This is a genomic window from Streptomyces griseoviridis, assembly GCF_005222485.1.
GTDB classification, from domain to species: Bacteria; Actinomycetota; Actinomycetes; order Streptomycetales; family Streptomycetaceae; genus Streptomyces; species Streptomyces hintoniae.
The window spans coordinates 4800583-4827300 of record NZ_CP029078.1; the positions used below are offsets into that span (position 1 = coordinate 4800583).

At 71.1% G+C, this 26718-nt stretch carries 25 protein-coding genes and 1 tRNA gene; 17 read left to right on the forward strand and 9 right to left on the reverse strand.

The features are described from left to right. Positions 1–204: 204 nt before the first annotated feature. Positions 205–2427: a serine/threonine-protein kinase gene (locus tag DDJ31_RS20570; RefSeq protein ID WP_127178850.1), complete on the reverse strand. Its 2223-nt coding sequence runs from the start codon at positions 2425–2427 to the stop codon at positions 205–207. A gap of 210 nt (positions 2428–2637) precedes the next feature. Between DDJ31_RS20570 and DDJ31_RS20575 the strand changes: the two genes are divergently transcribed. After that, positions 2638–2898 carry a CopG family transcriptional regulator gene (locus DDJ31_RS20575; RefSeq protein ID WP_127178849.1) on the forward strand — a complete coding sequence of 87 codons (261 nt, stop codon included), beginning with the start codon at positions 2638–2640 and terminating at the stop codon, positions 2896–2898. Then, the gene (locus tag DDJ31_RS20580) at positions 2895–3338 is read left to right on the forward strand and encodes a PIN domain-containing protein (protein ID WP_127178848.1); all 444 of its coding nucleotides are present in this window, start codon (positions 2895–2897) and stop codon (positions 3336–3338) included. Before DDJ31_RS20575 ends, DDJ31_RS20580 begins: the two co-directional genes overlap by 4 nt. A gap of 238 nt (positions 3339–3576) precedes the next feature. Here DDJ31_RS20580 and DDJ31_RS20585 read toward each other — a convergent pair whose 3' ends face one another. Further along, positions 3577–3915 (reverse strand): hypothetical protein, encoded by a 339-nt coding sequence (locus DDJ31_RS20585; protein WP_127178847.1) that lies wholly within the window; start codon positions 3913–3915, stop codon positions 3577–3579. Positions 3916–3962: 47 nt separating this feature from the next. On the opposite strand from DDJ31_RS20585, the gene DDJ31_RS20590 reads away from it, so the two are divergent. From DDJ31_RS20590 to DDJ31_RS20600, 3 genes are all read left to right on the forward strand, one after another. Continuing rightward, positions 3963–4145: an ATP-binding protein gene (locus DDJ31_RS20590; protein WP_346656276.1), complete on the forward strand. Its 183-nt coding sequence runs from the start codon at positions 3963–3965 to the stop codon at positions 4143–4145. 183 nt (positions 4146–4328) lie between these two features. Next, positions 4329–4610 carry a hypothetical protein gene (locus DDJ31_RS20595; RefSeq protein ID WP_127178846.1) on the forward strand — a complete coding sequence of 94 codons (282 nt, stop codon included), beginning with the start codon at positions 4329–4331 and terminating at the stop codon, positions 4608–4610. Continuing rightward, positions 4607–5005 (forward strand): PIN domain-containing protein, encoded by a 399-nt coding sequence (locus tag DDJ31_RS20600; protein WP_127178845.1) that lies wholly within the window; start codon positions 4607–4609, stop codon positions 5003–5005. The genes DDJ31_RS20595 and DDJ31_RS20600 overlap by 4 nt, the downstream gene beginning before the upstream one ends. Before the next feature lie 167 nt (positions 5006–5172). On the opposite strand, the gene DDJ31_RS20605 is transcribed toward DDJ31_RS20600, so the two are convergent. Continuing rightward, positions 5173–5246, reverse strand: a tRNA-Gly gene (locus tag DDJ31_RS20605). A 581-nt stretch (positions 5247–5827) separates the two neighbouring features. On the opposite strand from DDJ31_RS20605, the gene DDJ31_RS20610 reads away from it, so the two are divergent. Continuing rightward, a complete protein-coding gene (locus tag DDJ31_RS20610) occupies positions 5828–6331 on the forward strand; it encodes a phosphoribosyltransferase (protein ID WP_127178844.1) in 504 nt (167 codons plus the stop codon). 119 nt (positions 6332–6450) lie between these two features. Here the strand turns inward: DDJ31_RS20610 and DDJ31_RS20615 are convergent, their stop codons facing one another. Continuing rightward, on the reverse strand, positions 6451–7401 hold the full coding sequence (locus DDJ31_RS20615) for a Yip1 family protein (RefSeq protein WP_127178842.1): 951 nt from the start codon (positions 7399–7401) through the stop codon (positions 6451–6453). Positions 7402–7551: 150 nt separating this feature from the next. Then, a complete protein-coding gene (locus tag DDJ31_RS20620; RefSeq protein WP_127182681.1) occupies positions 7552–8829 on the reverse strand; it encodes an FG-GAP repeat domain-containing protein in 1278 nt (425 codons plus the stop codon). A gap of 290 nt (positions 8830–9119) precedes the next feature. On the opposite strand from DDJ31_RS20620, the gene DDJ31_RS20625 reads away from it, so the two are divergent. Next, positions 9120–9548 (forward strand): VOC family protein, encoded by a 429-nt coding sequence (locus tag DDJ31_RS20625; RefSeq protein ID WP_127178841.1) that lies wholly within the window; start codon positions 9120–9122, stop codon positions 9546–9548. A 173-nt stretch (positions 9549–9721) separates the two neighbouring features. On the opposite strand, the gene DDJ31_RS20630 is transcribed toward DDJ31_RS20625, so the two are convergent. Next, positions 9722–12013 (reverse strand): (Fe-S)-binding protein, encoded by a 2292-nt coding sequence (locus tag DDJ31_RS20630; protein ID WP_127178840.1) that lies wholly within the window; start codon positions 12011–12013, stop codon positions 9722–9724. A gap of 225 nt (positions 12014–12238) precedes the next feature. On the opposite strand from DDJ31_RS20630, the gene DDJ31_RS20635 reads away from it, so the two are divergent. The 7 genes from DDJ31_RS20635 to DDJ31_RS20665 all read left to right on the forward strand — a co-directional run bounded on the left by DDJ31_RS20635 (position 12239) and on the right by DDJ31_RS20665 (position 20334). After that, positions 12239–13267 (forward strand): MraY family glycosyltransferase, encoded by a 1029-nt coding sequence (locus DDJ31_RS20635; protein ID WP_127178839.1) that lies wholly within the window; start codon positions 12239–12241, stop codon positions 13265–13267. A gap of 94 nt (positions 13268–13361) precedes the next feature. After that, complete coding sequence (gene dnaK / locus DDJ31_RS20640; RefSeq protein WP_127178838.1) at positions 13362–15209, forward strand: molecular chaperone DnaK; 1848 nt, start codon at positions 13362–13364, stop codon at positions 15207–15209. Continuing rightward, positions 15206–15856 (forward strand): nucleotide exchange factor GrpE, encoded by a 651-nt coding sequence (gene grpE, locus DDJ31_RS20645; RefSeq protein ID WP_127178837.1) that lies wholly within the window; start codon positions 15206–15208, stop codon positions 15854–15856. Before dnaK ends, grpE begins: the two co-directional genes overlap by 4 nt. A 33-nt stretch (positions 15857–15889) precedes the next feature. After that, entirely contained in the window at positions 15890–17080 is a 1191-nt protein-coding gene (gene dnaJ, locus DDJ31_RS20650; protein WP_127178836.1) for a molecular chaperone DnaJ, read from the forward strand. Positions 17081–17085: 5 nt separating this feature from the next. Beyond that, positions 17086–17538 carry a heat shock protein transcriptional repressor HspR gene (locus tag DDJ31_RS20655; RefSeq protein WP_127178835.1) on the forward strand — a complete coding sequence of 151 codons (453 nt, stop codon included), beginning with the start codon at positions 17086–17088 and terminating at the stop codon, positions 17536–17538. 327 nt (positions 17539–17865) lie between these two features. Next, positions 17866–18972: a sugar ABC transporter substrate-binding protein gene (locus DDJ31_RS20660; protein ID WP_127178834.1), complete on the forward strand. Its 1107-nt coding sequence runs from the start codon at positions 17866–17868 to the stop codon at positions 18970–18972. 330 nt (positions 18973–19302) lie between these two features. After that, positions 19303–20334, forward strand: a complete 1032-nt coding sequence (locus tag DDJ31_RS20665) for a helix-turn-helix transcriptional regulator (protein ID WP_127182680.1) — start codon at positions 19303–19305, stop codon at positions 20332–20334. On the opposite strand, the gene DDJ31_RS20670 is transcribed toward DDJ31_RS20665, so the two are convergent. Both DDJ31_RS20670 and DDJ31_RS20675 read right to left on the reverse strand, forming a co-directional pair. After that, positions 20297–21271 (reverse strand): helix-turn-helix transcriptional regulator, encoded by a 975-nt coding sequence (locus DDJ31_RS20670; protein ID WP_127178833.1) that lies wholly within the window; start codon positions 21269–21271, stop codon positions 20297–20299. The genes DDJ31_RS20665 and DDJ31_RS20670 overlap by 38 nt on opposite strands. A gap of 25 nt (positions 21272–21296) precedes the next feature. Further along, complete coding sequence (locus DDJ31_RS20675; protein ID WP_240678129.1) at positions 21297–22232, reverse strand: helix-turn-helix transcriptional regulator; 936 nt, start codon at positions 22230–22232, stop codon at positions 21297–21299. Positions 22233–22422: 190 nt separating this feature from the next. On the opposite strand from DDJ31_RS20675, the gene DDJ31_RS20680 reads away from it, so the two are divergent. Together DDJ31_RS20680 and DDJ31_RS20685 are read left to right on the forward strand one after the other, a co-directional pair. Beyond that, positions 22423–22767, forward strand: coding sequence for a hypothetical protein (locus DDJ31_RS20680; protein WP_240678128.1), 345 nt, complete (start codon positions 22423–22425; stop codon positions 22765–22767). Further along, entirely contained in the window at positions 22764–23099 is a 336-nt protein-coding gene (locus DDJ31_RS20685) for a hypothetical protein (RefSeq protein ID WP_127178831.1), read from the forward strand. Before DDJ31_RS20680 ends, DDJ31_RS20685 begins: the two co-directional genes overlap by 4 nt. 149 nt (positions 23100–23248) lie before the next feature. Here the strand turns inward: DDJ31_RS20685 and DDJ31_RS20690 are convergent, their stop codons facing one another. Beyond that, entirely contained in the window at positions 23249–23662 is a 414-nt protein-coding gene (locus DDJ31_RS20690; RefSeq protein ID WP_127178830.1) for a pyridoxamine 5'-phosphate oxidase family protein, read from the reverse strand. Positions 23663–23926: 264 nt separating this feature from the next. Between DDJ31_RS20690 and clpB the strand changes: the two genes are divergently transcribed. Next, positions 23927–26524, forward strand: coding sequence for an ATP-dependent chaperone ClpB (gene clpB, locus DDJ31_RS20695; protein WP_127178829.1), 2598 nt, complete (start codon positions 23927–23929; stop codon positions 26522–26524). Positions 26525–26718: the final 194 nt, after the last annotated feature.

The following is a 26718-nucleotide window of genomic DNA, read 5'->3' on the forward strand; positions in this document are numbered from 1 at the left end:
ACGCGGGCACCACCGGCACACGGGCAGGAGCGGCGCACCGGCCGCGAAGATCGGACCCGCCGGGGAGGTGGACTCGCCAGGGAGCCCGGATCAGCAGCCGGGGATTCGGATCAGCCAGGGACCCCGGATCGGACGGTTCCGACCAGATCGGACGGTTCCGACCGGATCAGACGGTCACAACCAGATCGACCGGATCAGTCCGGATCAGCCGGGTCCGTCCGGTCTCCGGGAGAAGGCCGTGTCGCCGGCCGTCGCCACGATCGCGTCCTTGACGAACAGCACGTGCGGCGCGTAGCTCTGCGTCTTGTCACCCGGGCTGTCCAGCGCGGAGGTGCGCCAGACCTCCGCGCCGGTGCGGGTGTCCAGTGCCAGCAGACGGCCGAAGCGGTTGGAGAAGTAGACCCGTTTCTGCGCCACCGACACCGCGGGCGCGGAGAGGCTCTCCACGTCCGTCACCTTCTGCCAGAGCTGTCGGCCGCTGTGCGCCGACACCGCCGTGACGGTCCCGTCGGACCGGACGAAGTAGACGACGTCGTCCACCAGGGTGGCCGCGCCGGTCAACGGGTACGCGAGCGGCGTCCGTCGGACCTTCCCGGACTCCGGGTCAACCCGCAGCAGCGCGTTGTACGGCCGTTCGTACCCCTCCTGGTAGACGTCCTCCGCGGTCTGGGGGCCGAGGAACAGGGGCTGCCCGCCGATCGCGCCGAGCGCCTCCGCCTTCTTGGGCAGGGTGGCGGTCGAGGTCAGGCTGTCGGGCCCGATCTTCATCAGGTCGACGGGGGCCTTGCCGGGTTCGCTGCCCTCCGAGCACAGCGCGTAGGGGGCGCCGCCCAGCACCGAGGGCTTGCAGTAGACGCGGTCGAGGGAGGGCGCACGCCACAGCGCCTTGCCCGAGGGCCCGTAGACGACGAACGACGAGTAGTCGGGGGAGAGGGTCAGCAGCCCGCCGTCGTAGAGGACCGGGTCCGCGGACCCGTTGATGTCGCGTCGCCACTTCTGCCTCCCGGTGGCGGCGTCGAGGGCCACCACCCGCCGGGTCTTGTCGTCCGGGTCCGCGTAGACGTAGACGGTGCCGTCGCGCACGCCGATCGGAGGCGCCCCCTGCGGACGGGTGCCGACCCGCCACAGGACCCGCCCGGAGGCCGCGTCGACCCGGGCGACCGTGAAGCCGGTGCCGCCGCAGAACAGCGCGTCCTGGTCGGTGACGCATCCGGGGCGGCCGTAGTCGAGGGGGACACCCTTCAGGTCGTACCGCAGCTTCGTCTGCCACGGCCGCCAGCCGGCGGGCAGCGAGACGGCGCGGGTGGTGGGGCGCGAGACGGCGGCCTCGGCGGCGGTGTCGACGTCCCGGTCGGACGTCACGTAGACGCCCACCCCGACCCCCAGCCCGGTGAGAGCCAGCACCCCGCTGAGACCGGTGAGCAGCAACCGGGTGCGACGTCGTGTGCCGCCGCCGGCGCCTGTTCCGGTGAGGGCATCCGTGCCGGACCCGCTGCCGGTGCCGGGGTCGGTCGCTCCGACGCCGCCTGGGGCGCCCCCGGAGGTGGTGGCCGCGCTCCGGGAGGCGGGACGGAGCCGGGGCGCGGCGGACCGGGCCGGCGGGGTCCCGTCGTCGCCCGACTCGGGCAGCGCCTCCAGCAGGCGGTGCAGGTCGGTCAACTCGGGCCGTGCGGTGGGCACTTTGTCCAGGCAGCGCTGGACGACGTCGAGGAGCGGCTCGGGCACCCCGCCGAGGTCGGGGGCGCCGAAGACGACCTGGTAGCCGGTGATGTAGGGGCTCTCGGCGTCGAACGGGCCGGTGCCGACGGCCGCGAACACCAGCAGCGACCCGAGCGAGAACACGTCCGAGGCCGGGGTGACGTCCCGCGGCGAGGCCAGCTGCTCCGGCGACATGAAGGGCGGGGTGCCGATCATCCGCCCTGTGGTGGTGAGGAGTTGACTGTCGGCGGCACGCGATATGCCGAAGTCGATGACGCGCGGCCCGTCGTCCGTCATCAGGACGTTGCCGGGCTTGAGGTCCCGGTGGACCAGGCCGGCCCGGTGGATGTCGCGCAGCGCCTCGGCGAGCCCGAGCCCCAGCGCGCGCAGCTCCCGCAGCCCCAACGGGCCGTTCTTCTCGACGACTTCGGCGAGGGTGAGCCCCGGCACGTAGAGGGTCGCCATCCAGGGCCGGTCGGCGTCCGGATCGGCGTCGACGACCGGAGCGGTGAAGGCGCCGCTGACTCTGCGGGCCGCCACGATCTCCTGCCGGAAACGCGTCCGGAACTCCTCTTCCTGCGCGTACGGGCCGTGCACGAGCTTGACCGCGACCTGCCGTCCGGAGGCGGAGACTCCGAGATAGACGACGCCCATGCCGCCGGCCCCGAGCCGCCCGAGGAGGGTGTACCCGCCTATGGACTCCGGATCCCCGGTGCTCAGGGGCGTCATCGCCGATCACCCTTCCCAGCGCCTGCCTGCGTCACGGGGATCAGCGTAGGGCCTGCGGCGCGGGATGGAAGCGGCGGACGTCGGGCGGCGGCGTTCCCGTGCCCCGGCCGGCCCGAACTCAGGGGGCCCGCCCCGGCCGCACCCTCCGGGCTAAAGGCACCCCCGCGTATCCGACATACACCACTTCGGTACATGAACTGCGGTTGGTACATGTCCATGAAGCGCACGAACGTCTACGCCGACCCCGAGGACCTGGCGATCATCAAGGAGGCCGCCAGACGGCGGGGCGTAAGCGAGGCCGAGATCATCCGCCAGGGGATCCACCTCGCGGCGATGGCGAACCGGGTCTGGGACGAGCCGTTGTTCTCGCGGACCTTCGAGGGACCGGGCCGTACGCCGTCCAGGACCGACGTCCGTGACGCGGTCGTCGACGCGGTCCGACGCGAGACGGACCCCGGAACCGCCGCGTGATCATCGTCATCGCGGACCCGTCCGGCCTCCTGGCCGCTCTCGACTCGACCCACCCGGAACACGGGGGAGCGAACGAGGCGATCATGGCGGCCGGCCTCCTGATCATGTCTCCGCTCCTGCTGGCGGAGCTGGACCATGTGGCCACGCGTGGGCTCGGCCGGGAGGCCGCCGTGAGCGCGGTCGACGACCTCAGACGCTGGGTGGGGCGGGGCAGGGTCGTCCTGCCGGAGATCACGGAGGACCACCTGGGCGCCGCTCAGTCCGTCCGCGCCCGCTACCGCGCGCTGGACCTCGACCTCGCCGACGCGCTGAACGTGGCCCTGGCCGCGGACTACGACACCGACGCGATCCTCACCCTCGACCGACGCGACTTCCGCGCGGTGCGACCGCTGGGCCGCCACAAGACGTTCCGAGTCCTGCCGGACGACCTGCCGCTGTGACGGGGGTGCGCGAGACGTCGAAGTCGCTTCGGCGGAGAGGCACTTCGGTACGTACCGTCAGGCAGAACGAAACCCCGCGTTTCGGCATGCCCGCTCCTCGGCGTACCCGCTCCTCCTCCACGAGGCGCCAGTGCGCGGCGGCCAAGACGACGAGGACGCCGACGCCCACGACCAAACCGGTGCAGTAGTCCCGCAGTTCCCCGTCCGGTGGGCGAACCGCACGCCCGACGGAGCGGCTTCAGTCGCCGGCGAACCACACATAGCTGCCCGGGGTGTCCCCGCAGTCCTTCAGGATCACCGCGAGATCGTCCAGGGCGGCGCGCTGCTTCTCGTCCGTGCACCGCTCTTTGAGGCCGGGCACTTCGGTGAGGGCGACCGCTGCCTCCTGCTCGTTCATCACGGTGTCCCCGTAGAGGTCGACGGATGTGAGCCGGCCGGGGACACCGAGGTAGTAGAGCGACCCGAGCGCGTCGGCCAAGGCCTTTTGATGCCCGTAGCACCCCCGCAGGAACGTCGCGCGCGACTCCTTCCAACTGAGCGCGGGCCGAGCGGAATGCAGTTCCACGTCCATCCCCATGCACGCCATCATGCACAGTGCTGAGGGTTCTGGACAGGGCGGGGTCGGTGGACCGGGCGCCTTCCCGCCCGCCGGTCCTCGGCCCGCCCGATGACGACGACGAGTCCGGGCGCGGCCTGCTCCTCATCGGGGCCCTGTCCGACCGCTGGGGCTACGACCTGTGTGGCCCAGGGCGGCGCCCGTGGGGCAGACAGGTCTGGGCCGAACTCCTCGTCGGGGCCGACGAGTGAGCGTCCCCGGCGCGACGCCCCTGCCCCTCCCGGACGTCACCGGCCTCCGGCCCCGCCAGCAGATGGCGATGGAATGCGCCCTCCGCGCCCGCTGCCTGGGAGCGAGCGGCCCTTCGCCAGTCGATCAGAGCCGCGCGGCGCACTGGCCGCCCGCTGTGCCATTTCAAATGGCATAATCGGAGTGTGACTGACGACGACGTTGACTTCCCGCCCGGCGACGGCCCCACCAGCGGTATCTCCGTCACCTTGACCGCCGGAACCCTCCAGGCCATCCGTGAGCGGGTCGGCAAGCGAGGCGTCTCGGCTTATCTGGAGAAGGCGGCCCAGCGGCAGATCGAGCGCGATAATCTGGACGAGCTGATCGCGGACTTCGACCAGGTGCACGGTCCGGCCGACCCCGAGGCCGTGGCGGCCAAGCGTGCCCGGCTGACGGGCGGCGCCACGAACGCCGGAGCGGCCGCGTGAGCGGTGTCCTGGTTCTGGACAGCGAGGGCCTGGCAAAGGCCGTCCAGCGGGATCGGGAGATCCACGAATGGCTGACGGCGGCTCGCGACGCGGACCTGCCAGTGATCACCTCGGCCGCCGTGCTGGTGGAGGTGATCCACCCGAAGGTCAACGACGCCGCACTGAAGTGGACCCTGTCCCGCCTGACCGTCGAGCCCGTGACCCAAGCCGTCGCGCAGTCCGCCGCCGCGTTGCTGCGGGCGGCGGGGTTGCACGGCCACAAGTACGCCATCGACGCCATGCTGTGCGCGACCGCCTTGCAGCATCCCGGCCGGGTGACGATTCTGACGCCGGACGTGGAAGACATCGGGCTGCTCACCGCCGAGCACCCGCGCCTGAGCGCCGAGAAGGTCTGAGGCGCGACGCCTGGGAGAACGCGACGCCTTGGAGAACGCGGCGCCTTGGGGAAGCGGTGCGCGCCGCGCTGGTCCATCAGGTCCCGGAGCGGACGGGCCCGGCAGGGAGCCACGGCCAGTCCGGTGGACAGCAAAAAGGCCCGGGTCATTGACCTGGGCCTTCTCCGTGGAGCGGGTGACGAGAATCGAACTCGCACTCTCAGCTTGGGAAGCTGATGTTCTACCACTAAACTACACCCGCGCGTGACGCCGACCGAAGGTGGTGTCAGAACGCGTCGTCACTCTACCTCATGCATGGCCCCCGGCGCTGAAGCGGCGGGGGCCATGGTGTTGCCGGGGGGTGGATCCTGGTGCGGGTGGCCCGAGTTGGGGCGTAGCGTGAGGGCGTGGGAGAGGGGCCGGGCGTGGCCGGAGTGCCGCCTGGAGAGTCGCTCCTTTGATCCCGTAATGTGGCATTTGCCGTCGGGCGACCGGCAGCCCGGCGCGGCTCTTGGGGAAGGGACTCTTGGACTTGTTGGATCGCACCGTCGTCCGTTGTGCCGAGGGGCACGTGTTCAGCACCGCTTCGTTCCCGCTTCAGCAGGCCGAGCGGCTCGGCCCCGGGCGGCTCGTCCGGTGCCCACGGTGCGCCCGGCTCCGCAGCGTGGTACCGGTCGGGTTGGAGCGGCAGCAGCAGTAGGCAAGCAGTGAGCGGGGTGGCCCCCGGCCGTGACAGCCGACGCAGGCAGGACGGTCGTCACGGCCACGGTGGGCCTCGTCGGCGGTGCTCGGAGCGCGGGTGGGGTCTGTGGGCCCTCCGCGCTCCTTGCGTATTCTGGGGCCGTGAGTGAGACACCTGTTCGGGAGAATCTGTCCTACGAGCGGTTCGGGGACGCCGTGCGCGAACTCGCGCAGGTCATCGCCGACGACGGCTACGAGCCCGACGTCGTGCTCAGCATCGCCCGCGGCGGTGTCTTCGTCGCCGGCGGGCTCGCCTACGCCCTCGACTGCAAGAACATCCATCTGGTCAACGTCGAGTTCTACACGGGCGTCGGGACGACGCTCGAGATGCCCGTCATGCTCGCCCCCGTGCCGAACGTGATCGACTTCTCCGACAAGAAGGTCCTGATCACCGACGACGTCGCCGACACCGGCAAGACCCTCAAGCTGGTCCGCGACTTCTGCCTCGACACCGTCGCCGAGGTGCGCTCCGCCGTCATCTACGAGAAGTCGCACTCACTCGTGAAGTGCGAGTACGTCTGGAAGCGCACCGAGGACTGGATCAACTTCCCGTGGTCCGTGCAGCCGCCCGTCGTGCGGCGGGGCGGGCAGGTGCTCGACGCCTGAGCCCGCCCCTGAGCCCGCCCTTGGGGCGCCCCGGGGCCCCGGCCCCCGGCCCCCGGCCCCCGGCCCCTGGGCCCTGGGCCCTGGCCCCTCGGATCGTGGTCCCTGGGGCCCGCCGTGCTCTAGAACGTTCCCAGCTTCACGATCGACAGCAGCGCGATCAACTGGATCGCCGACGCGCCGAGCGCCTTCGGCCACGGCAGGTCGTGGGAGCGGCTGACCATGATCGTCAGCAGCGCGCCCGCCCCTACCCAGGTCGCCCAGCCGAGGGCCTGGACGAGCGTCGCGTCGCCGCTGAAGAACATCGCGAAGACCAGGCGCGGCGCGTCCGTGAGGGACGCGATCAGCATGGAGAGGCCGACCGTCGGCTGCCACGCGCCGTCGCCGCCCAGCTGGCGGGCGAGGGTGTGGGTGACCACGCCCAGCACGAAGAACGACAGCACCATCGCCACCGCCGTCGTCAGGACGATCGGCACCGCGTTGGCGAGGGTCGCGCTGATGGCGTCGGCGCGGGCGCCGTCGAAGCCGAAGACGGCCAGCAGGCCGTAGAGGAACGTCACGATCAGGGCCGGGCCCCACATCGTGTAGTCCCGCATCCGCAGGAACGTCGGGGCGGGGGAGAGGACGATCCCCTTCAGCAGGTCCTTCCACGGCAGCCGCGGGCCGGTCGGGCCCGCCGGGGCCGCGGAGCCCGCCTGGTAGGTGCCGCCCTGCGTGTAGTCCTGGTGGTAGCCGCCCTGCTGGCCCTGCCCACCCTCATTGCCCTGGCCGCCCTGGTGGTAGGCGTGGTCGTCCACCGAGAAGGACTGGGTGTGGCCCGGGTTGTTCGCCGCGTACGGGTCGGGGCCCGCCTGCGGCCCGTAGCCGCCGTCCCCGAAGTACTCCGGCTCGCCCTGGCCCGGGTAGCCGCCGCCGGGGCGTCCGTACTGCTGCTGCCCCGGGTACGGCTGGGGTGCCGGGGGATAGCCGTACGACTGTCCCTGCGGCGCCTGCTGCCCGTATCCGGGGTTCTGCGGTCGCGTCTGCGGGGTGCCGTTGTTCCGCTCGCCCCGTCCCATCCTGAATCCAGCCACCCGTCGAACGTACCTGGTCCCGCTCCGTCCCGCCCCGGGCCCGGCCTCCCCCGCCCGCCTTTGCTGCCGAGCTGTGACATCCCCTAGGGAGCGGATCAGGGGTCCGTCAGGGGGAGTTCGGGGGTCGGCCGGGGGGAGTTCAGGGGGCGGTCAGGGGGCGGTCGAGGGTTGAACCGTCAGAACCGTCAGAACCGTCAGGAACGCGGACGTCGAGAAGGTCAGCGACGGCTCCGCCGCCACCAGGCCCTTCTTCCGCCCCGGGTAGACGGCGACCGTGTCCTCGGTCTCGCCGCGGTACGTCCGTACGACGAGGTCGGCGCGGCCGTCGCCGTCGAAGTCGCCGACCGCGACCACCCGGGTGGTGCCCCGGGCCGGCGGTTCCACGGTGACCGTGCCGGACGTCGAGAGGCCCGTCGCGCGGCCCGGGAAGATCCGCAGCCGGGAGCCGCTGGAGACCAGGTCGCTCAGGCCGTCGCCGTCGAAGTCGGCCGAGTCGAGGGCCGAGCCGGGGACGGGCAGGGTGGCGCGGGTGGGCGCGGGCAGGTCGTAGCGGAGCGCGGTGCCGCCCATCGCGCCGACCGCCGCGTCCAGGTTCCCGCCCTTGCCGAACCGGCCGAGCGCGACGTCGAGACCGGCCGGCAGGGTGACGCCCGCGCGGGTCGGGCCGTCGGGGCCGCCGAGGAGGACCGTGCTGGTGGCGGCGCCGTCGGCGGTGCGCACCAGCAGGTCGTCGTATCCGTCCCGGTCGACGTCGACGGCCGGTGCGGTGGGGATCTCGCCCGGCGACGGGAGGGGGTCGCCGGCCGCGCGCGGGGCGCCCTTGCGGCTGAACGGGCCGCGCAGATACGTGAGTCGGCCCGCGGAGGCGTGCAGGATGAGGTCGGCGGCGCCGTCGCCGTCGAAGTCGCCGCAGACGGGCTGGTCGGGCCAGTCGTTGCCGAAGCGCGCCCGGTCGGGGACGGTGAGCTGGACGGCGCGGCCGGTCAGCCCGGCGGGTGAGCCGAAGAGGATCTGCAACGGCACCGGCGGGCGGCCCTGGCCGTCGTAGGGCGGGTCGGTGGAGACGACGAGGTCGGTGAAGCCGTCGCCGTCGAGGTCGCAGCTCGCCTCCGCGTCGAGGACGGCGGGCAGCACGCCCTTGGTCGGCGCGCCCTGCCCGGCAGGGGTGATCAACTGCCGGGCGCCGGGCAGGAGTCCGCGCGGACCGCCGTAGACGATCCCGATGCCCGGGTCGTCGGCGTGCTCCTGCTCCTTGACGAGGTCGTTGAGGACGAGGTCGCGGTGGCCGTCGCCGTTGAAGTCGTCGACGGTCTCGCTGCCGTCACCCCGGGGGATCGGCCGCAGGGCGGGCGCGTCGGCGACGGCGACGGGGGACTTCCGGGCGGGCCCGGCGTCCGCGCCGGGCCCGCAGGCGGTGACGAGCAGCATCCCGCCGGCCACGGCCGCCCCCACCAAACCGCTTCGCCCGCGCACCGCTCACCCCGTCAGCATCATCGACAACGACCTCGCAATCATGCACGCGTTCGAGCGAGGGCGACAGGGGCGACAGCGGCAACTGGGGCGACAGGGGCGACGGTGGCGACGGTGGCGGGCGGGCCTGCGCGGTGGCTGGGTCCTGGCCGTCCGAGCCCCCGCCCCGGCCTGGCCTTGAGCCCCCGCCCGGCCTGTCCCGCCGCGGCTGACCTGCGGGTCTCGCCGCCTGGGCGCACAGTGGAGTGATGGACACCAACGGCGTGAGCCTTCTGGCAAGGGGACGGGTGACGACGAGGCTGCCCGCCCAGGACCTCGACCGGGCCCGGCGCTTCTACGCCGAGACCCTGGGGCTCGACCCGGTCGACGAACGCCCCGGCGGGCTGCTGTACCGGTGCGGGGTGACCGACTTCGTGGTGTTCGCGTCGACCGGCGCGTCACCCGGCACGTTCACGCAGATGGCCTGGGAGGTCGAGGACCTCGACACGGTCGTCTCCGAACTCCGGTCCCGTGGCGTGGAGTTCGAGTCGGTGGACGCCCCCGCCATCCGGACCGACGACCACGGCATCGCGGAGATCGAGGGCAACTACGCGACCAAGGGCGCGCACGGCGAGCGAGGCGCCTGGTTCCGCGACAGCGAGGGCAACCTGATCGGGATCGGGGAGCCCGTTCGATGACGACGACCCCGATGACCGCGGCAACGGTGATCGCGGGGTAGTCGGTTGAACGGGCAACGGGCAACGGGCAGAGGGCAGAGGGCAGCGGGCAAGGCAAAGGGGCCTGATCCTGGTGATCAGGCCCCTTTGCCGCTCGCCACTCGCCACTCGCCGCTCGCCGCCCGGCCGCCCGGCTACTTCGCCGGTTCCGGCTCCGGTGCGTTCTCCGGGTCCGTCTCGCCCGCCGGGGGCGGGTCGTCGGTCGGTGTCTTCACCGATTCGAGGAGGAGCTGGGAGACGTCGACGACCTGGATCGACTCCTTCGCCTTGCCGTCGTTCTTCTTGCCGTTGACCGAGTCGGTCAGCATGACCAGGCAGAACGGGCAGGCCGTGGAGACGATGTCGGGGTTGAGGGAGAGGGCCTCGTCGACGCGCTCGTTGTTGATGCGCTTGCCGATCCGCTCCTCCATCCACATCCGCGCGCCGCCCGCGCCGCAGCAGAAGCCGCGCTCCTTGTGGCGGTGCATCTCCTCGTTGCGCAGACCCGGGACGCTCGCGATGATCTCCCGCGGCGGGGTGTAGATCTTGTTGTGGCGGCCCAGGTAGCAGGGGTCGTGGTAGGTGATGAGGCCCTCGACCGGGGTGACCGGGACCAGCTTGCCCTCGTCGACGAGGTGCTGGAGGAGCTGGGTGTGGTGGATGACCTCGTAGTCGCCGCCGAGCTGCGGGTACTCGTTGCCGAGGGTGTTGAGGCAGTGCGGGCAGGTCGCGACGATCTTCTTCGCCGACCTGGGCTTCGCGGACTCGGGCAGGACCTTGCCCTCGTCGTCCGTCTCCTCGCCGAAGGCCATGTTGAGCGCGGCCACGTTCTCCATGCCCAGTTCCTGGAACAGGGGCTCGTTGCCGAGGCGGCGGGCGGAGTCGCCGGTGCACTTCTCGTCGCCGCCCATGATCGCGAACTTGACGCCCGCGATGTGCAGCAGCTCGGCGAAGGCCTTCGTGGTCTTCTTGGCGCGGTCCTCCAGAGCGCCGGCGCAGCCGACCCAGTAGAGGTACTCGACCTCGGTGAGGTCCTCGATGTCGCGGCCGACGACTGGGATCTCGAAGTCGACCTCCTTGGTCCACTCAAGGCGCTGCTTCTTGGCCAGCCCCCAGGGGTTGCCCTTCTTCTCCAGGTTCTTGAGCATCGTGCCCGCCTCGGACGGGAACGCGGACTCGATCATCACCTGGTAGCGGCGCATGTCGACGATGTGGTCGACGTGCTCGATGTCCACCGGGCACTGCTCGACGCAGGCGCCGCAGGTGGTGCAGGACCACAGGACGTCCGGGTCGATGACGCCGTTCTCCTCGGCGGTGCCGATCAGCGGGCGCTCCGCCTCGCCGAGGGCCGCCGCGGGGACGTCCTTCAGCTGCTCGGCGGACGCCTTCTCCTCGCCCTCCATGGTCTTGCCGCCGCCCGCGAGCAGGTAGGGCGCCTTGGCGTGGGCGTGGTCGCGCAGCGACATGATGAGGAGCTTCGGGGAGAGCGGCTTGCCGGTGTTCCAGGCCGGGCACTGCGACTGGCAGCGGCCGCACTCGGTGCAGGTGGAGAAGTCCAGCAGGCCCTTCCAGGAGAACTGCTCGACCTGGGAGACGCCGAAGACGTCGTCGTCGCCCGGGTCGGTGAAGTCGATGGGCTCGCCGCCCGAGGTCATCGGCAGCAGCGCGCCGAGCGCCGTGCCGCCCTGCGCGTCCCGCTTGAACCAGATGTTCGGGAAGGCCAGGAAGCGGTGCCAGGCGACGCCCATGTTGATGTTCAGGGAGACCACGATCATCCACACGAAGGACGTGCCGATCTTGATCATCGCGGTGAGGTAGATCAGGTTCTGGAGCGTGCCGACGCCGAGTCCCTTGAAGGCGAGGACCAGCGGGTACGACGCGAAGTACGACGCCTCGTAGCCGTCGACGTGGTGGATCGCGCCCTCCAGGCCGCGCAGCACGTAGATGGCGAGGCCGATGGTGAGGATGACGTACTCGACGAAGTACGCCTGGCCGGACTTGGAGCCCGCGAAGCGGGACTTGCGGCCGGGGCGCGACGGCAGGCTCAGTAGCCGGACGGTGATCAGCACCAGGATGCCGAGGACCGTCATGACGCCGATGAACTCGGTGTACATCTCGAACGGCGGGAAGTCGCCGATGACCGGCAGCACCCAGTCGGCCTTGAAGAGTTGGCCGAACGCCTGTGCGAGGGTGGGCGGCAGCGTGAGGAAGCCGACGGCGACGAACCAGTGGGCGAATCCGACGATGCCCCAGCGGTTCATCCGGGTGTGGCCGAGGAACTCCTTCACCAGCGTCACGCTGCGCTGGTAGGGGTTGTCGGTCCGGCTGCCCGCGGGGAGTGGCTGGCCGAGCTTGAAATACCGGACGAACTGGCCGATCGCGCGTGCGATGAGCGCGACGCCGACCACGGTCAGAACCAGCGACACGATGATCGCGGCGAGTTGCATGGGGGCTCCTCGGGCCTGCGAGGGGGAGATCCGTCGTTCGGTGACGTCTCTCAACGCCATTACTAAGCGGTAACTTATGGGTTCGGTCCGAGACTACCCCCATCCCCGGTCCGCACTGTAGCGGGGCGCGGGGTGATCTCGGTCGCTGAGGGTTGCCTTAAGATCCGAAAAGATCTGAACGTGTTATTCGTACCAAATCGATGGATTCACGCCTAATTTAGTTCCGTGCTCTACGGGATCGCCGCCGCCACCGCCGCCCTGCTCCTCGCCGCCGTCCTCACCGCCCTGCTCCGGCTGCCCGCCCGCCGCCTCGGCATGCTCGACCGCCGCAGGCAGCGCCCCGTGCCGCTGGCCGGCGGCACCGCCGTCGTCCTCGCCTGCTGTCTTGTCGCGGGCGCGGGTGCCTGGACCGGTGTGGCGCCCCTGGGCGCCGGGATCGGCCGGCTCCTGGTCGCGGGCGCCGCCGTCGCCGCGCTCGGCCTGGTCGCCGACGTGCGCCGGATCAAGGCCAGGCTGCTGGTCGGCGGGACGGCGGTGGCGGCGGCCTGTGTGGTGCCCTACCAGGCGACCGGGGTGGCCGGCGGGCTGCTTGCCGTCGGCTGGATCGTCTTCGTGACCGTCTCCTTCAGGGCCCTCGACCACGCCGACGCGCTGGCCGGCACCACCGGCGTGGTGACCGCCTTCGCGGTCGGCGCCTGTGCCGCCGCCGAGGCGCTCGACGGGCTCGCGGTGCTGCTGAGCGTGCTGGCCGCCGCGCTGACCGGGTTCCTGATGCACAACTGGCACCCCGCGCGCGTGGCGCTCGGCGCCGGCGGCTCGCTGTTCACCGGGTTCGTGCTGGCCGCCGCCGCCGTGCACAGCCGCGCCGGGCACGGGCTCGTGGCCAGCGCGGGCGTGCTGTTCGCGCTCACCGCGCTCGGCTCGGCCGACGTGCTGCTCGTGGTGCTGTCCAGGCGGCTGGCCGGACGGCCGCTGCTGCGCGGCGGCCCCGACCATCTCGCGCACCGGCTGCGGCGGCTCGGGCTGACCCCGCAGGGGGTGACCGTGCTCCTCGGGCTCGGCGGGTTCGCGGGTGTGTTCGTCGGGGTGCTCGCGCACCTCGGCTGGATCGCCGGGTCCGGGGGGTTCTGGGCGGTCGCCGGGCTCCTGCTGCTCGCCGCGGTCGTCTTCGCGTTGCTGCGGATTCCGGTGTACGGGCCGCGACGCTCGGTGTCGACGCAGGTCAGAGGCCAGTTGCGTGTAAGGAACGGATAAGAGTTGAGTGGGGTTGACTCAGCTCTGTTGACCGCATGGCGGACGTCGTGCACACTTGAGTCCGTTCCACTCAAGTCAGCTGGAGGAATTCACCATGGCACGTGCGGTCGGCATCGACCTGGGCACGACTAACTCCGTCGTCAGCGTTCTCGAAGGCGGCGAGCCCACCGTCATCACCAACGCAGAGGGCGCCAGGACCACGCCGTCCGTCGTCGCCTTCGCCAAGAACGGCGAGGTCCTCGTCGGTGAGGTCGCCAAGCGGCAGGCCGTCACCAACGTCGACCGGACCATCCGCTCCGTGAAGCGCCACATGGGCACGGACTGGAAGATCGAGCTGGACGGCAAGAGCTTCAACCCGCAGCAGATGAGCGCCTTCATCCTGCAGAAGCTCAAGCGCGACGCGGAGGCCTACCTGGGCGAGAAGGTGGCCGACGCGGTCATCACCGTCCCGGCGTACTTCAACGACTCCGAGCGCCAGGCCACCAAGGAGGCCGGCGAGATCGCGGGCCTCAACGTCCTGCGGATCGTCAACGAGCCGACCGCGGCGGCGCTGGCCTACGGCCTCGACAAGGACGAGCAGATCATCCTCGTCTTCGACCTCGGTGGCGGCACCTTCGACGTGTCCCTCCTGGAGATCGGCGACGGCGTCGTCGAGGTGAAGGCCACCAACGGCGACAACCACCTCGGTGGTGACGACTGGGACCAGCGCGTCGTCGACTACCTGGTGCAGCAGTTCAAGTCGGGCCACGGCGTGGACCTCGGCAAGGACAAGATGGCGCTCCAGCGCCTGCGCGAGGCCGCCGAGAAGGCGAAGATCGAGCTGTCCTCGTCCTCCGAGACGTCGATCAACCTGCCCTACATCACCGCCTCCGCCGAGGGCCCCCTGCACCTCGACGAGAAGCTCACCCGCGCCCAGTTCCAGCAGCTGACCGCGGACCTCCTGGAGCGCTGCAAGACGCCGTTCCACAACGTCATCAAGGACGCCGGCATCTCGCTCAGCGAGATCGACCACGTCGTCCTCGTCGGCGGCTCCACCCGCATGCCGGCCGTCGCCGAGCTCGTCAAGGAGCTGACCGGCGGCAAGGAGGCCAACAAGGGTGTGAACCCGGACGAGGTCGTCGCCATCGGCGCCTCGCTCCAGGCCGGTGTCCTCAAGGGCGAGGTCAAGGACGTCCTGCTCCTCGACGTGACCCCGCTGTCCCTCGGCATCGAGACCAAGGGCGGCATCATGACCAAGCTGATCGAGCGCAACACGACGATCCCGACGAAGCGTTCGGAGATCTTCACGACGGCCGAGGACAACCAGCCGTCGGTGCAGATCCAGGTCTACCAGGGCGAGCGCGAGATCGCGGCCTACAACAAGAAGCTCGGTATGTTCGAGCTGACCGGTCTGCCCCCGGCGCCGCGCGGCGTCCCGCAGATCGAGGTGTCGTTCGACATCGACGCCAACGGCATCATGCACGTGACCGCCAAGGACCTGGGCACGGGCAAGGAGCAGAAGATGACCGTCACCGGCGGCTCCTCGCTGCCGAAGGACGAGGTCGACCGGATGCGCCAGGAGGCCGAGCAGTACGCGGAGGAGGACCACCGCCGCCGCGAGGCCGCCGAGACCCGCAACCAGGGCGAGCAGCTCGTCTACCAGACCGAGAAGTTCCTCAAGGACAACGAGGACAAGGTCCCCGGCGAGATCAAGACCGAGGTCGAGGGTGCGATCGCCGAGCTGAAGGAGACGCTCAAGGGCGAGGACACCGCCGAGATCCGCACCGCCACCGAGAAGGTCGCGGCCGTCTCGCAGAAGCTCGGCCAGGCCATGTACGCCGACGCGCAGGCCGCCCAGGCGGCCGGTGCCGAGGGCGGCGCCGAGCAGCCCAAGGCCGACGACGACGTCGTCGACGCGGAGATCGTGGACGACGAGCGTCCCCGTAAGGACGGTGCCGCGTGACCGAGGAGACCCCGGGCTTCGAGGAGAAGCCCGACGTCCCCTCCGGCGCCACCTCTGACGACGCCGAGCCGGCGGCCGCACCCGAGGAGGGTGCGGCCCCGGCCGGGGACGCGAACGACGCACAGCTGGCCGGTCTGACCGCCCAGCTCGACCAGGTGCGCACGGCGCTCGGTGAGCGCACGGCGGACCTCCAGCGGCTTCAGGCCGAGTACCAGAACTACCGACGCCGGGTCGAGCGGGACCGGGTCACGGTCAAGGAGATCGCCGTCGCGAACCTCCTGACCGAGCTGCTGCCCGTCCTCGACGACATCGGCAGGGCCCGGGAGCACGGCGAACTGCTCGGCGGCTTCAAGTCCGTCGCGGAGTCGCTGGAGACCGTCGCGGCCAAGCTCGGGCTCCAGCAGTTCGGCAAGGAGGGCGAGCCCTTCGACCCGACGATCCACGAGGCGCTGATGCACAGCTACGCGCCGGACGTCACCGAGACGACCTGCGTGGCGATCCTCCAGCCCGGGTATCGCATCGGCGAGCGCACCATCCGCCCCGCGCGGGTGGCCGTCGCCGAACCCCAGCCGGGGGCGCAGCCCGCCAAGGCCGAGGAAGGCTCCGAGGCCGGCGACGACAAGGACGACAGCCCTGAGAAGGGCTGACACGGACACCGAGCGGAAGGAGGGGCGTCGAGGATGAGCACCAAGGACTTCATCGAGAAGGACTACTACAAGGTCCTCGGCGTCCCCAAGGACGCCACCGAGGCGGAGATCAAGAAGGCGTACCGGAAGCTCGCCCGCGAGTTCCACCCGGACGCCAACAAGGGAAACGCCAGGGCCGAGGAGCGCTTCAAGGAGATCTCCGAGGCGAACGACGTCCTCGGAGACGCCAAGAAGCGCAAGGAGTACGACGAGGCGCGCGCCCTCTTCGGCAACGGCGGATACCGCGCCGGGCCCGGCGGGGCGAACGGCGGCAGCTACAACTTCGACTTCGGTGACCTCTTCGGAGGCGGACCCCAGCCGGGCGGCCAGGGTTCGGGGGCCGGCGGCTTCGGCGGCGGGCTCGGTGACGTCTTCGGGGGCCTGTTCAACCGGGGTGGCGGCGGCGGTCCGCGCACCCAGCCGCGGCGCGGCCAGGACATCGAGTCCGAGGTGACCCTCAGCTTCACCGAGGCGATCGAGGGCGCGACGGTCCCGCTGCGGATGTCCTCCCAGGCCGCGTGCAAGGCCTGTTCGGGCACCGGCGACAAGAACGGCAACCCGCGGGTCTGCCCGACCTGTGTCGGCACCGGCCAGGTGGCGCGCGGTTCGGGCGGCGGCTTCTCGCTCACCGACCCGTGCCCCGACTGCAAGGGCCGCGGCCTGATCGCCGAGGAACCCTGCGAGGTCTGCCACGGCAGCGGCCGGGCCAAGTCGTCGCGCACCATGCAGGTCCGCATCCCCGCCGGGGTGTCGGACGGGCAGCGCATCCGGCTGCGCGGCAAGGGCGCTCCGGGCGAGCGCGGCGGTCCCGGTGGCGATCTGTACGTCACCGTGCACGTCGGCGCGCACCCGGTCTTCGGCCGCAAGGACGACAACCTGACGGTGACGGTCCCGGTGACGTTCGCCGAGGCCGCGCTCGGCGGCGAGGTCAGGGTGCCCACCCTGGGCGGGCCGCCGGTCACCCTGAAGCTGCCGCCCGGCACGCCCAACGGCCGCACCATGCGGGCCCGCGGGAAGGGCGCCTTCCGCAAGGACGGCACCCGGGGCGATCTGCTGGTCACCGTCGAGGTGAGTGTTCCGACCGGCCTGACGGGGAAGGCTCGTGACGCGCTGGAGGCGTATCGCGAGGCGACCGCGGGCGAGGATCCGCGGGCCGATCTGTTCCAGGCCGCGAAGGGAGCTTGATCGAGATGGACGGCCGTCGACGTAATCCGTATGAACTGACGGAGGAGACCCCGGTCTACGTCATCTCGGTGGCGGCCCAGCTCTCCGGACTGCACCCGCAGACCTTGCGCCAGTACGACCGTCTGGGTCTGGTCTCCCCCGACCGCACCCCCGGGCGGGGCCGGCGCTACTCGGCCCGTGACATCGAACTGCTCCGCCAGGTGCAGCAGTTGTCGCAGGACGAGGGCATCAACCTGGCCGGCATCAAGCGGATCATCGAACTGGAGAACCAGGTGATCGCGCTTCAGCAGCGCGTCGCCGAACTCCAGTCGGCGGTGGACGGCGCGGCGACGGCCATGCGGCAGCGCGAGGCCGCGGTGCACGCCTCCTACCGGCGGGACCTGGTCCCGTACCAGGAGGTGCACCAGTCGAGCGCGCTGGTGGTGTGGCGGCCGAAGCGCCAGCAGTCCACGGACTGACGCCGACGCGAGGGAAGGGCCCGGAGGTTCACGCGAACCCCCGGGCCCTTCGTCGTGCGGTGCGGAATCGCGGCGCGCACGGGGTGTGGCTGAATTCGTTCGGTATATCGATCGACTGCTGAAACGATTTCGCGCTGTTGTATGGAGAGTCAGTAAAGGCAGTGCGCAGATGGTTACTTGAGTGCTTCACATCCGCACGGACCGTGGTGTTGCCCACTCGTTAAGTGATTCCGCTTGACGCCCAGGGGCGTATCCGCGTTGTCTTTTCAGTCATCTGGGCCGCACAGCTGCGCCCGCGTCCGGAAGGCACCAGAAGTGATCACCCCCATGCGCCGTACCGCCATAGCCGTGGCCGCGTCCACGCTGACCTTCTCGCTGACCGCCTGCGGAGCGCTGAACGTCTCGGGGGACAGCAGCTCGGCGAGCCCGACCAAGGGCGACGACGTCACCATCGGCCTGCTCCTGCCGGAGAAGGCCAACACCCGGTACGAGAACTTCGACTACCCGATCATCAAGGAGAAGGTCGCCTCCCTCACCGACGACAAGGGCAAGGTCGACTACGCCAACGCCGACCAGGACGCGGACAAGCAGGCGACCCAGATGCAGCGGATGATCGACGACAAGGTCGACATCATCCTGCTCGACGCGGTCGACTCGCACGCCATCGCCGCCCAGGTCACCAAGGCCAAGGAGGCCGGCATCCCGGTCATCGCCTACGACCGGCTCGCCGAGGGCCCCATCGACGCCTACATCTCCTTCGACAACGAACTCGTCGGCGAGGTGCAGGGCCGCACCCTGATGGACGCGCTCGGCCAGGACTCCGACAGCTCCGCCAAGATCGTCATGATGAACGGCTCGCCGACCGACCCGAACGCCAAGCAGTTCAAGGCGGGCGCGATGTCCGAGCTGAACGGCAAGGTGACGATCGCCAGGTCCTACGACACCAAGGACTGGAAGCCGGAGAACGCCGAGGCCAACATGACGGCCGCGATCGACGCGATCGGCAAGGACAACATCGCCGGCGTCTACTCCGCCAACGACGGCATGGCCGGCGGCATCCTCAAGGCCCTCCAGAACGCCGGTGTGACCGACCTGCCGCCCATCACCGGCCAGGACGCGGAGCTGGACGCGGTGCGCCGGATCGTCGCCGGTGAGCAGTACATGAGCGTCTACAAGTCGTACCCGCAGGAGGCCGAGGCCGCCGCGCAGATGGCCGTCGCCAAGGTCCGCGGCCACGACATCCAGTTCGACGCGCTCACCCAGGACACCGTCGACAGCCCCACCGCCAAGGAGATCCCGGCCCAGCTCGTCACCGTGACCGCGCTGACGAAGAAGAACATCAAGTCGACGGTCGTCTCGGACGGCATCTACAAGGTCGCCGACATCTGCGCCGGCAAGTACAAGCCGGCCTGCGCCGCCATCGGCCTCAACTGACCTGCTCGGCAAGGGGGTTCGCGCCGTCGACGGGCGGGCCCGCCGAGGTCGTTACGTCCCGTTCCGGGGGCCGGGATCCAGCCACAGGAGCCGGCCCCCGGCGCCGTTCCCGCCCGCGCACGCGCCGGGGCGCGCGACACCCACCCACGCGCCCGGAAACGGGCGCCGACCCCCATCAGGTTGTTGCAAGTCGGCCGACGGAGGCCCGTACATACCCGTACACACCAGTGGATTGCGCTGCCCGCCCCGGGCCGGCCCGTGTTGCGGAGCCGGGTGTGTCCGCGCATAGTTGCGCTGCGGAAGACGCGGGAACCGGGGGTGAAATGGGCGATGGCCGGGCACGGGACGGAGGAACATCCGCACGGTGCCGACCGACTCTGCGACGCCGGGGACCGCGTGTACTCCCGGGCCGTACGGCGGGGTCGGCTGCCGCGCCGCGACGCCGAGCCGGTGCCGTGCCTGCTCGACCTCGCGCTGCTGCACCCCGACCCCGACGACATGGACTGGCTGGTGCCGACCTCCCCGCAGGAGGTCATGACCCGGCTGCTGCGCGGGGTGCACGACGAGGTCAGCGCCAGCCAGCGCCGGGTGGGTTCGGCGGTGGCCGCCTTCGAGTGGTACGCCGCGCTCGGCCCGACCGAACGCCCGGGGGCCGGTGAGGGCGCCGCCATCCGCGTCCTCGACGGACTCGCGCGCATCCAGGCCGCGATGGACGAGGCGACCGAGGCGTGCACCCGCGAGGTGCTCACCGTGCAGCCGGGCGGCATCCGCCCCGAGCACGAACTGACCGAGGGACTGCACCGGGCGCTGGCCCTGCGCGCCCGGGGCGTGCGCATGAAGGACCTCTACACCCATGTGGCCCGGCACGGGCACGGCCTGCTCAACTACCTGGAGCTGATGGGCGACGCCGTGGAGGCAAGGAGCCTCGACGAGGTCATCGACCGGCTCATCCTGTTCGACCGCACGGTGGCGTTCATCCCCGCCAACGCCGACCGCACCCTCGCCCTCGAACTGCGCCACCCGGCCCTCGTCGGCTATCTCGCCACCACCTTCGACCGGCTGTGGCGGCTGGCGATCCCGCTGACCGCGCCGCTGCCCGACACCGGCATCGAGGGCATCTCGCACCGCGAGCAGTCCATCGCCGCGCTGCTCGCCGAGGGCCACCAGGACGCGGTGATCGCCGAGCGGCTCGGGATCAGCGTGCGCACCTGCCGGGCCCACATCGCCCGGCTGTCGGAGACCCTCGGCGCGGCCAGCCGCACCCAACTGGGCGTCAGGATCGCCCAGGTGGGCCTGGAGGGGCCGCGCGACCCGGCGGACCGCGTCAGTCTTCCTGATCAAGGATCCCCGACCGTCCGATGAGGTAGCCGAGCTGCGCCCGGCTCTCGCTGCCCAGCGTCGCCGCGAGCTTGGCGATGTGCACCCGGGCGGTCCTGACGTTCATCCCGAGCCGGTCCGCGATCACCGCGTCGGTGTGGCCCTCCACCAGCAGCACCGCTATCGCCCGCTGGCGGGCCGTCACCCCGCCGCGGGCGGGCGGCGCCGCGGCCCGCGGGTACATCGGCACGGCCAGCGGCCACAGCCGCTCGAAGGTGGTCGTCAGATAGTCGACCAGCGGACGGTGGCGCAGTTCGAGGGCGAGGGTGCGCTCCGGGTTGGCGGGGATGAACGCCACCGTGCGGTCGAGGACGATGAGCCGGTCGGGCACCTCGTCGAGGGTGCGCACCTCGACGTCGCCGTCGAGCAGCTCGTAGTGGGCGAGGACGGCCGGGTCGTGGCGGGTGGTGTGCTGGTAGAGGGTCCGCATCCGGCCACCCCGGTCGAGGAGTTCCTGCTCCTTCGGCAGGACCACGGCCAGGATCGACGGCGGCCGCTTGCCGCCCGGCTGGATGGTGAGGACCTCCTCGGCGGCGCGGAGCATGGCGTGCCCGATCGCGTCGTTGATCCGGTCGGCGCCGCTGAGCAGGGTGATGCCCGGGGCGTCGGCCGCGCCCGAGGTGCCCGCGCCCAGTTCGAGGAGGGGTTCGAACGCCTCCGCGAGCCGGGTCTCCGCCCGGCGTCTGCGGGCGATGTCCTCGGCGGCGGTGCGCAGCAGCCGGGGCAGCGCCAGGGCGGGCGGTACCGGACGCAGCCGGTGCGGGGCGTCCAGGTCGGGGCGGAGCAGCCCGGCGTGCAGCACGCACGGCACCGCGGCGGCCTCGGGCTCGGGGACCCCGCCCTCCCGCAGGGCGCGGGCGTACAGGGCAAGGCCCGCCGCGCACGGTTCGTCCGTGCCGTGCGGGTGCGCCGGTGTCGTCACGGCCGTCTCACTCCGTCTCCCGGGGTCAGGGCTCCTGCCTCAGAATCCCCGACTGGGCTATCAGGTAGCCGAGTTGGGCGCGGCTGCCGCTGCCGAGGGCGCTGGCGAGCTTGGCGATGTGGGCGCGGCAGGTGCGCACGTTCATGCCGAGCCGGCGGGCGATGGCCTCGTCGACATGGCCCTCGATCAGGAGCTTGGCGATGGAGTGCTGGATCTCGGTGATGCCGTCGGGGGCGGTCTCGTAGGGGGCGCCGGCGCTGAGCGGGACGGCGCGGTCCCACATGAACTCGAAGAACTTGACGAGGTAGCGCACCAGCCCCGGGTGGCGCAGTTCCAGGGCGACCTGGCCGTCGTCGCTGATCGGGATGAAGGCGACCGTCTCGTCGCAGATGATGAGCCGTCCGACCAGTTCGTCGATGGTGCGGTACTCGACCTTGCCGCTGGCGAACTGGGCGACGTAGGCGAGGGTCTCGGGGCTGTGCCGTGCGGTGTGCTGGTAGAGGGTGCGGATGCGGCAGCCGCGTTCGATCAGCGGCCGGTCCCGCTCCAGGCCCTGGACCAGGGTGTGTTCGAGGCGGCGGCGGCTCGGCTGGACGGTGAGCATCTCCGACTGGCACTGGGCGGTGGCCAGATCGAGCGCCGCGTTGATCCGGTCGATGCCCTCCAGGACGGTGATCGAGTGGGTGGTGGCCGAGACCTGGGCGCTCAGTGCCATGAATGGCTCGAAAGCCTCGGCCAGCTCCATCGACAGCCGGCGGTGCTGCGTGATCTCGTGCTCGATCGGGTTGACGCGCTGGGCCAGCGCGATCGACGGCGGCACAGGGCGGAGCCATTTGTCGTCGTCAGGGTCGGGGTGCAGGAGCGCGAACTCCATCAGGCAGGGCGCCGATTCCACGTCATCCCGGGCAATGCGCCCCGTGCGGAGAGCGTTTCCGTAGAGACGGCGGCCCTCGTCGCACATGGCGGTCAGCGCATGAGGATGTGTCCGCTTAGTCTCGCTTGTGGCCAAATCTCCACCCCCCAGGGTCCTGAACGTGCAGGAACATGATGCATCGATTGTGTGGCCATGACGTGCCGGAATGGGCCATCGTCGTAGTCGACGGGGGAGAGGTGACCTTCAAATGAGGACGAAGCCGACTATGCATAAGAGAATGCTTCGCTCGGCGCTTGTCGCCGCCTTCTCCGTAGCCGTGGCCCTCGGCACGCTGACCGGCCTGGCGGGAACGAAGGACGACGTCCGAGCGGACAGTACCTGGCGCAGCACCGTGGCCGCGGGGGTGCCGGGAGACAGCACCTGGCTCGCGTCGGCCGCCGCGGTGCCCGGAGACAGCACCTGGTTCGCGTCGGCCGCCGGCGTACCGGGAGACAGCACCTGGGTGGTGCGGGCGTCCGACGGCACCCCCGGCGACAGTACGTGGGTGGTGACGGCGTCCGACCGGACGCAGGACGACAGCACCTGGAGCGTGGACGACAGCACCTGGGCCGTCGAGTCATGACCACGCCTCCCGACGACCGGTCCTTCCGTCGCGAAATGGCCACGGCCTACCGCTCCGGCTGGCACTTCATCGACCTGGTCACCGCGATCCCCCACCCGGGTGACTCGCTGATGGTGACGGTGTTCGGCGAGCCGGTGGTCGTGACGCGTGACGAGGACGAGGACGTACGGGCGTACCGGTGTCTGCGGCGGCCTCGGGGGGCGCCGCAGCCGGTGAGGTGTGCCATCCGGTACGGAATGATTTTTGTGAACCTTGATCAACGAGACCACAGGCTGGTGGAGTCGGAGGCCCCCACCCCGCGAACCATCTCAGCCACCCCCCGCAGTGCCTGACGCGATTCCCCCGTCGTAACAGATCGCTCAGGCGCTTCCCCCCGCAGCGGCGTCACCGTGACCTGAACACGGTGACGCCGCTGCAGTTTTGGGCGGGTTCGGCCCACTGTCGACCGGAACGCCCCGCGCGCGTGAGTGGCTGAAAGCAATCAGCCGTGGCCCATGGTCCGGGTCAGCCGGATCTCGATGACCACGCGCGCCGGATTGGGCGAGGGCGTCCGCCGGTAACGCTCCGCGTACCGCCGTTCCGCCTCCGCGACCGCGTCCGGGTCGGTCCGCACCACCGCCACGCCTTCGAGCGTCGCCCACCGCCGCCCGTCCACCTGGCACACCGCCACCCGCGCCCCGCCGGGTCCGGCCGCCAGGACGTTGCGCACCTTCCGGCTCGTCGAACTGGCGATGACCCGCGCCAGCCCCGCCTCCGGTTCGTAGGTGACGCCGACCGGGACGACGTGCGGGGTGCCGTCCGGGCGCGGGGTGGTCAGCGTGCAGAGATGCCGTTCACGCCAGAAGCCGAGGTACGCGGGGTCGAGAGCGCCGGGGTGTCGCGCGGGGGTCGCCATGGCCGGAACCTAGCGGATGGGCGGGGGCGGACGGGGCGGGGAATCACCGGGAGGGGGTCAAGGGGTGCCGGCGTGGCGAATCACCGGGAGGGGGTCAGGGGGGTCCGGGTCGGCGAATCACCGGGAGGGGGTCAGGGGGGCCCGGGGCGGCGAATCACCGGTAACGGAGTCCCCCGCTGCCTTGAGTGGAATAGACTCAACTTTGTGTACGCTGACTGAGTCAGCAAGGGACCAGCAGGAGCGGCAGCGGAGGAGAGAACGAACGTGGACGCGGAGCTGACCAACCGGAGCCGGGACGCGATCAACGCGGCGAGCAGCCGGGCCGTGACCGAGGGACACCCCGACCTCACCCCCGCTCATCTGCTTCTTGCCCTGCTCCAGGGACAGGACAACGAGAACGTCACCGACCTGCTCGCCGCCGTCGACGCCGACCAGGCGGCCGTCCGGGCGGGCGCCGAGCAGATCCTCGCCGGGCTGCCCAGCGTCACCGGCTCCACCGTGGCGCCCCCGCAGCCCAACCGGGAACTGCTCGCCGTGCTCGCGGACGCCGCCGAGCGGGCCAGGGAGCTGGGCGACGAGTTCCTCTCCACCGAGCACCTGCTCATCGGCACCGCGGCGAAGGGCGGCGCCGCCGGGGACGTACTCTCCGGGCAGGGGGCCGGGGCGAAGAAGCTGCTCGAGGCCTTCCAGCAGGCGAGGGGAGGACGCCGGGTGACCACACCCGATCCGGAGGGCCAGTACAAGGCCCTGGAGAAGTTCGGCACCGACTTCACGGCCGCCGCGCGCGAGGGCCGGCTCGACCCGGTCATCGGCCGCGACCAGGAGATCCGCCGTGTCGTGCAGGTGCTGTCGCGCCGCACCAAGAACAACCCGGTGCTCATCGGCGAGCCCGGCGTCGGCAAGACCGCCGTCGTCGAGGGCCTCGCCCAGCGCATCGTGAAGGGGGACGTGCCCGAGTCGCTCAAGAACAAGCGGCTCGTCTCGCTCGACCTCGGCGCGATGGTCGCGGGCGCCAAGTACCGCGGCGAGTTCGAGGAGCGGCTGAAGACGGTGCTGGCCGAGATCAAGGACTCGGACGGCCAGATCGTCACCTTCATCGACGAGCTGCACACCGTGGTGGGCGCGGGCGCGGGCGGCGACTCCGCGATGGACGCCGGCAACATGCTCAAGCCCATGCTGGCCCGCGGCGAGCTGCGGATGGTCGGCGCGACCACCCTCGACGAGTACCGCGAGCGCATCGAGAAGGACCCGGCCCTCGAACGGCGCTTCCAGCAGGTGCTGGTCGCCGAGCCGACCGTCGAGGACACCATCGCCATCCTGCGCGGGCTCAAGGGGCGGTACGAGGCCCACCACAAGGTGGTGATCGCGGACAGCGCGCTGGTCGCCGCCGCCACCCTCTCCGACCGCTACATCACCTCGCGCTTCCTGCCCGACAAGGCCATCGACCTGGTCGACGAGGCCGCCTCCCGGCTCCGCATGGAGATCGACTCCTCGCCCGTCGAGATCGACGAACTCCAGCGCTCCGTCGACCGGTTGAAGATGGAGGAGCTGGCGATCGGCAAGGAGACCGACCCCGCCTCGCGGGAGCGCCTGGAGCGGCTGCGCCGCGACCTCGCCGACCGCGAGGAGGAGCTGCGCGGGCTGACCGCGCGCTGGGAGAAGGAGAAGGAGTCCCTGAACCGGGTCGGCGAGCTGAAGGAGAAGCTCGACGAACTGCGCGGCCAGGCCGAACGGGCCCAGCGCGACGGCGACTTCGACACCGCCTCCAAGCTCCTCTACGGCGAGATCCCCACCCTGGAGCGGGACTTGGAGGCCGCCAGCGAGGCCGAGGAGGAGGCCGCCAGGGACACCATGGTCAAGGAGGAGGTCGGCCCCGACGACATCGCGGACGTCGTCGGCTCCTGGACCGGCATCCCGGCCGGCCGCCTCCTGGAGGGCGAGTCGCAGAAACTGCTGCGCATGGAGGAGGAGTTGGGCCGCAGGCTGATCGGCCAGCACGAGGCCGTGCAGGCGGTCGCCGACGCCGTACGGCGCACCAGGGCCGGGATCGCCGACCCGGACCGGCCCACCGGATCGTTCCTCTTCCTCGGCCCGACCGGCGTCGGCAAGACCGAACTCGCCAAGGCCCTCGCCGACTTCCTCTTCGACGACGAGCGGGCCATGGTCCGCATCGACATGTCGGAGTACGGCGAGAAGCACAGCGTGGCCCGCCTGGTCGGCGCCCCGCCCGGATACGTCGGCTACGAGGAGGGCGGCCAGCTCACCGAGGCGGTGCGCAGGCGCCCCTACTCGGTCGTGCTCCTCGACGAGGTGGAGAAGGCCCACCCCGAGGTCTTCGACATCCTGCTCCAGGTGCTGGACGACGGCCGCCTGACGGACGGTCAGGGCCGCACGGTCGACTTCCGCAACACCATCCTGATCCTCACCTCCAACCTGGGCAGCCAGTTCCTCGTCGACCCGCTCACCGGCGCCGAGGAGAAGAAGGCACGGGTCCTGGACGTCGTCAGGGCGTCCTTCAAGCCGGAGTTCCTCAACCGGCTCGACGACCTGGTCGTCTTCTCGGCCCTCTCGGAGAGCGAGCTGGCCCGGATCGCGCGCCTGCAGATCGACCGGCTCGCCGGGCGGCTCGCCGAGCGCAGGCTCACCCTGGAGATCACCGACGCGGCCCTGGACTGGCTGGCGTCCGAGGGCAACGATCCGGCCTACGGCGCCCGGCCGCTGCGCCGCCTGGTCCAGACGGCGATCGGCGACCGGCTCGCCAAGGAGATCCTCTCCGGCGAGATCAAGGACGGCGACACGGTCCGGGTGGACACGTTCGGTGACGGTCTGCTGGTGGGGCCCGCCACGGGCAAGACGCTGTAGCCGGTGGGTCGGCCGTGCGGAAGCGGGTACTCGGCCCCCGGCCGTCCCGGGCGCCGGGGAGGCCGGCCGGGGCCGACACGGTCCGGCCGCCCGACCGGATCGTGTCAGCCCACGGCTGACAGGCTCGGCGGGGCTTGCCACGCACCTCCCCGGATGGGGGAGGATGACGGAATCCGTATGAAGGGAAAAACACG

Bases quoted from the DNA above. Each gene is read 5' to 3' on its own strand.
- DDJ31_RS20570 (WP_127178850.1), bottom strand. From the start codon at position 2,427: ATGACGCCCCTGAGCACCGGGGATCCGGAGTCCATAGGCGGGTACACC.
- DDJ31_RS20575 (WP_127178849.1), top strand. From the start codon at position 2,638: ATGTCCATGAAGCGCACGAACGTCTACGCCGACCCCGAGGACCTGGCG.
- DDJ31_RS20585 (WP_127178847.1), bottom strand. From the start codon at position 3,915: ATGGGGATGGACGTGGAACTGCATTCCGCTCGGCCCGCGCTCAGTTGG.
- DDJ31_RS20620 (WP_127182681.1), bottom strand. From the start codon at position 8,829: ATGCTGCTCGTCACCGCCTGCGGGCCCGGCGCGGACGCCGGGCCCGCC.
- DDJ31_RS20625 (WP_127178841.1), top strand. From the start codon at position 9,120: ATGGACACCAACGGCGTGAGCCTTCTGGCAAGGGGACGGGTGACGACG.
- DDJ31_RS20630 (WP_127178840.1), bottom strand. From the start codon at position 12,013: ATGCAACTCGCCGCGATCATCGTGTCGCTGGTTCTGACCGTGGTCGGC.
- dnaK (WP_127178838.1), top strand. From the start codon at position 13,362: ATGGCACGTGCGGTCGGCATCGACCTGGGCACGACTAACTCCGTCGTC.
- dnaJ (WP_127178836.1), top strand. From the start codon at position 15,890: ATGAGCACCAAGGACTTCATCGAGAAGGACTACTACAAGGTCCTCGGC.
- DDJ31_RS20655 (WP_127178835.1), top strand. From the start codon at position 17,086: ATGGACGGCCGTCGACGTAATCCGTATGAACTGACGGAGGAGACCCCG.
- DDJ31_RS20660 (WP_127178834.1), top strand. From the start codon at position 17,866: ATGCGCCGTACCGCCATAGCCGTGGCCGCGTCCACGCTGACCTTCTCG.
- DDJ31_RS20665 (WP_127182680.1), top strand. From the start codon at position 19,303: ATGGCCGGGCACGGGACGGAGGAACATCCGCACGGTGCCGACCGACTC.
- DDJ31_RS20675 (WP_240678129.1), bottom strand. From the start codon at position 22,232: ATGTGCGACGAGGGCCGCCGTCTCTACGGAAACGCTCTCCGCACGGGG.
- DDJ31_RS20680 (WP_240678128.1), top strand. From the start codon at position 22,423: ATGCTTCGCTCGGCGCTTGTCGCCGCCTTCTCCGTAGCCGTGGCCCTC.
- DDJ31_RS20685 (WP_127178831.1), top strand. From the start codon at position 22,764: ATGACCACGCCTCCCGACGACCGGTCCTTCCGTCGCGAAATGGCCACG.
- DDJ31_RS20690 (WP_127178830.1), bottom strand. From the start codon at position 23,662: ATGGCGACCCCCGCGCGACACCCCGGCGCTCTCGACCCCGCGTACCTC.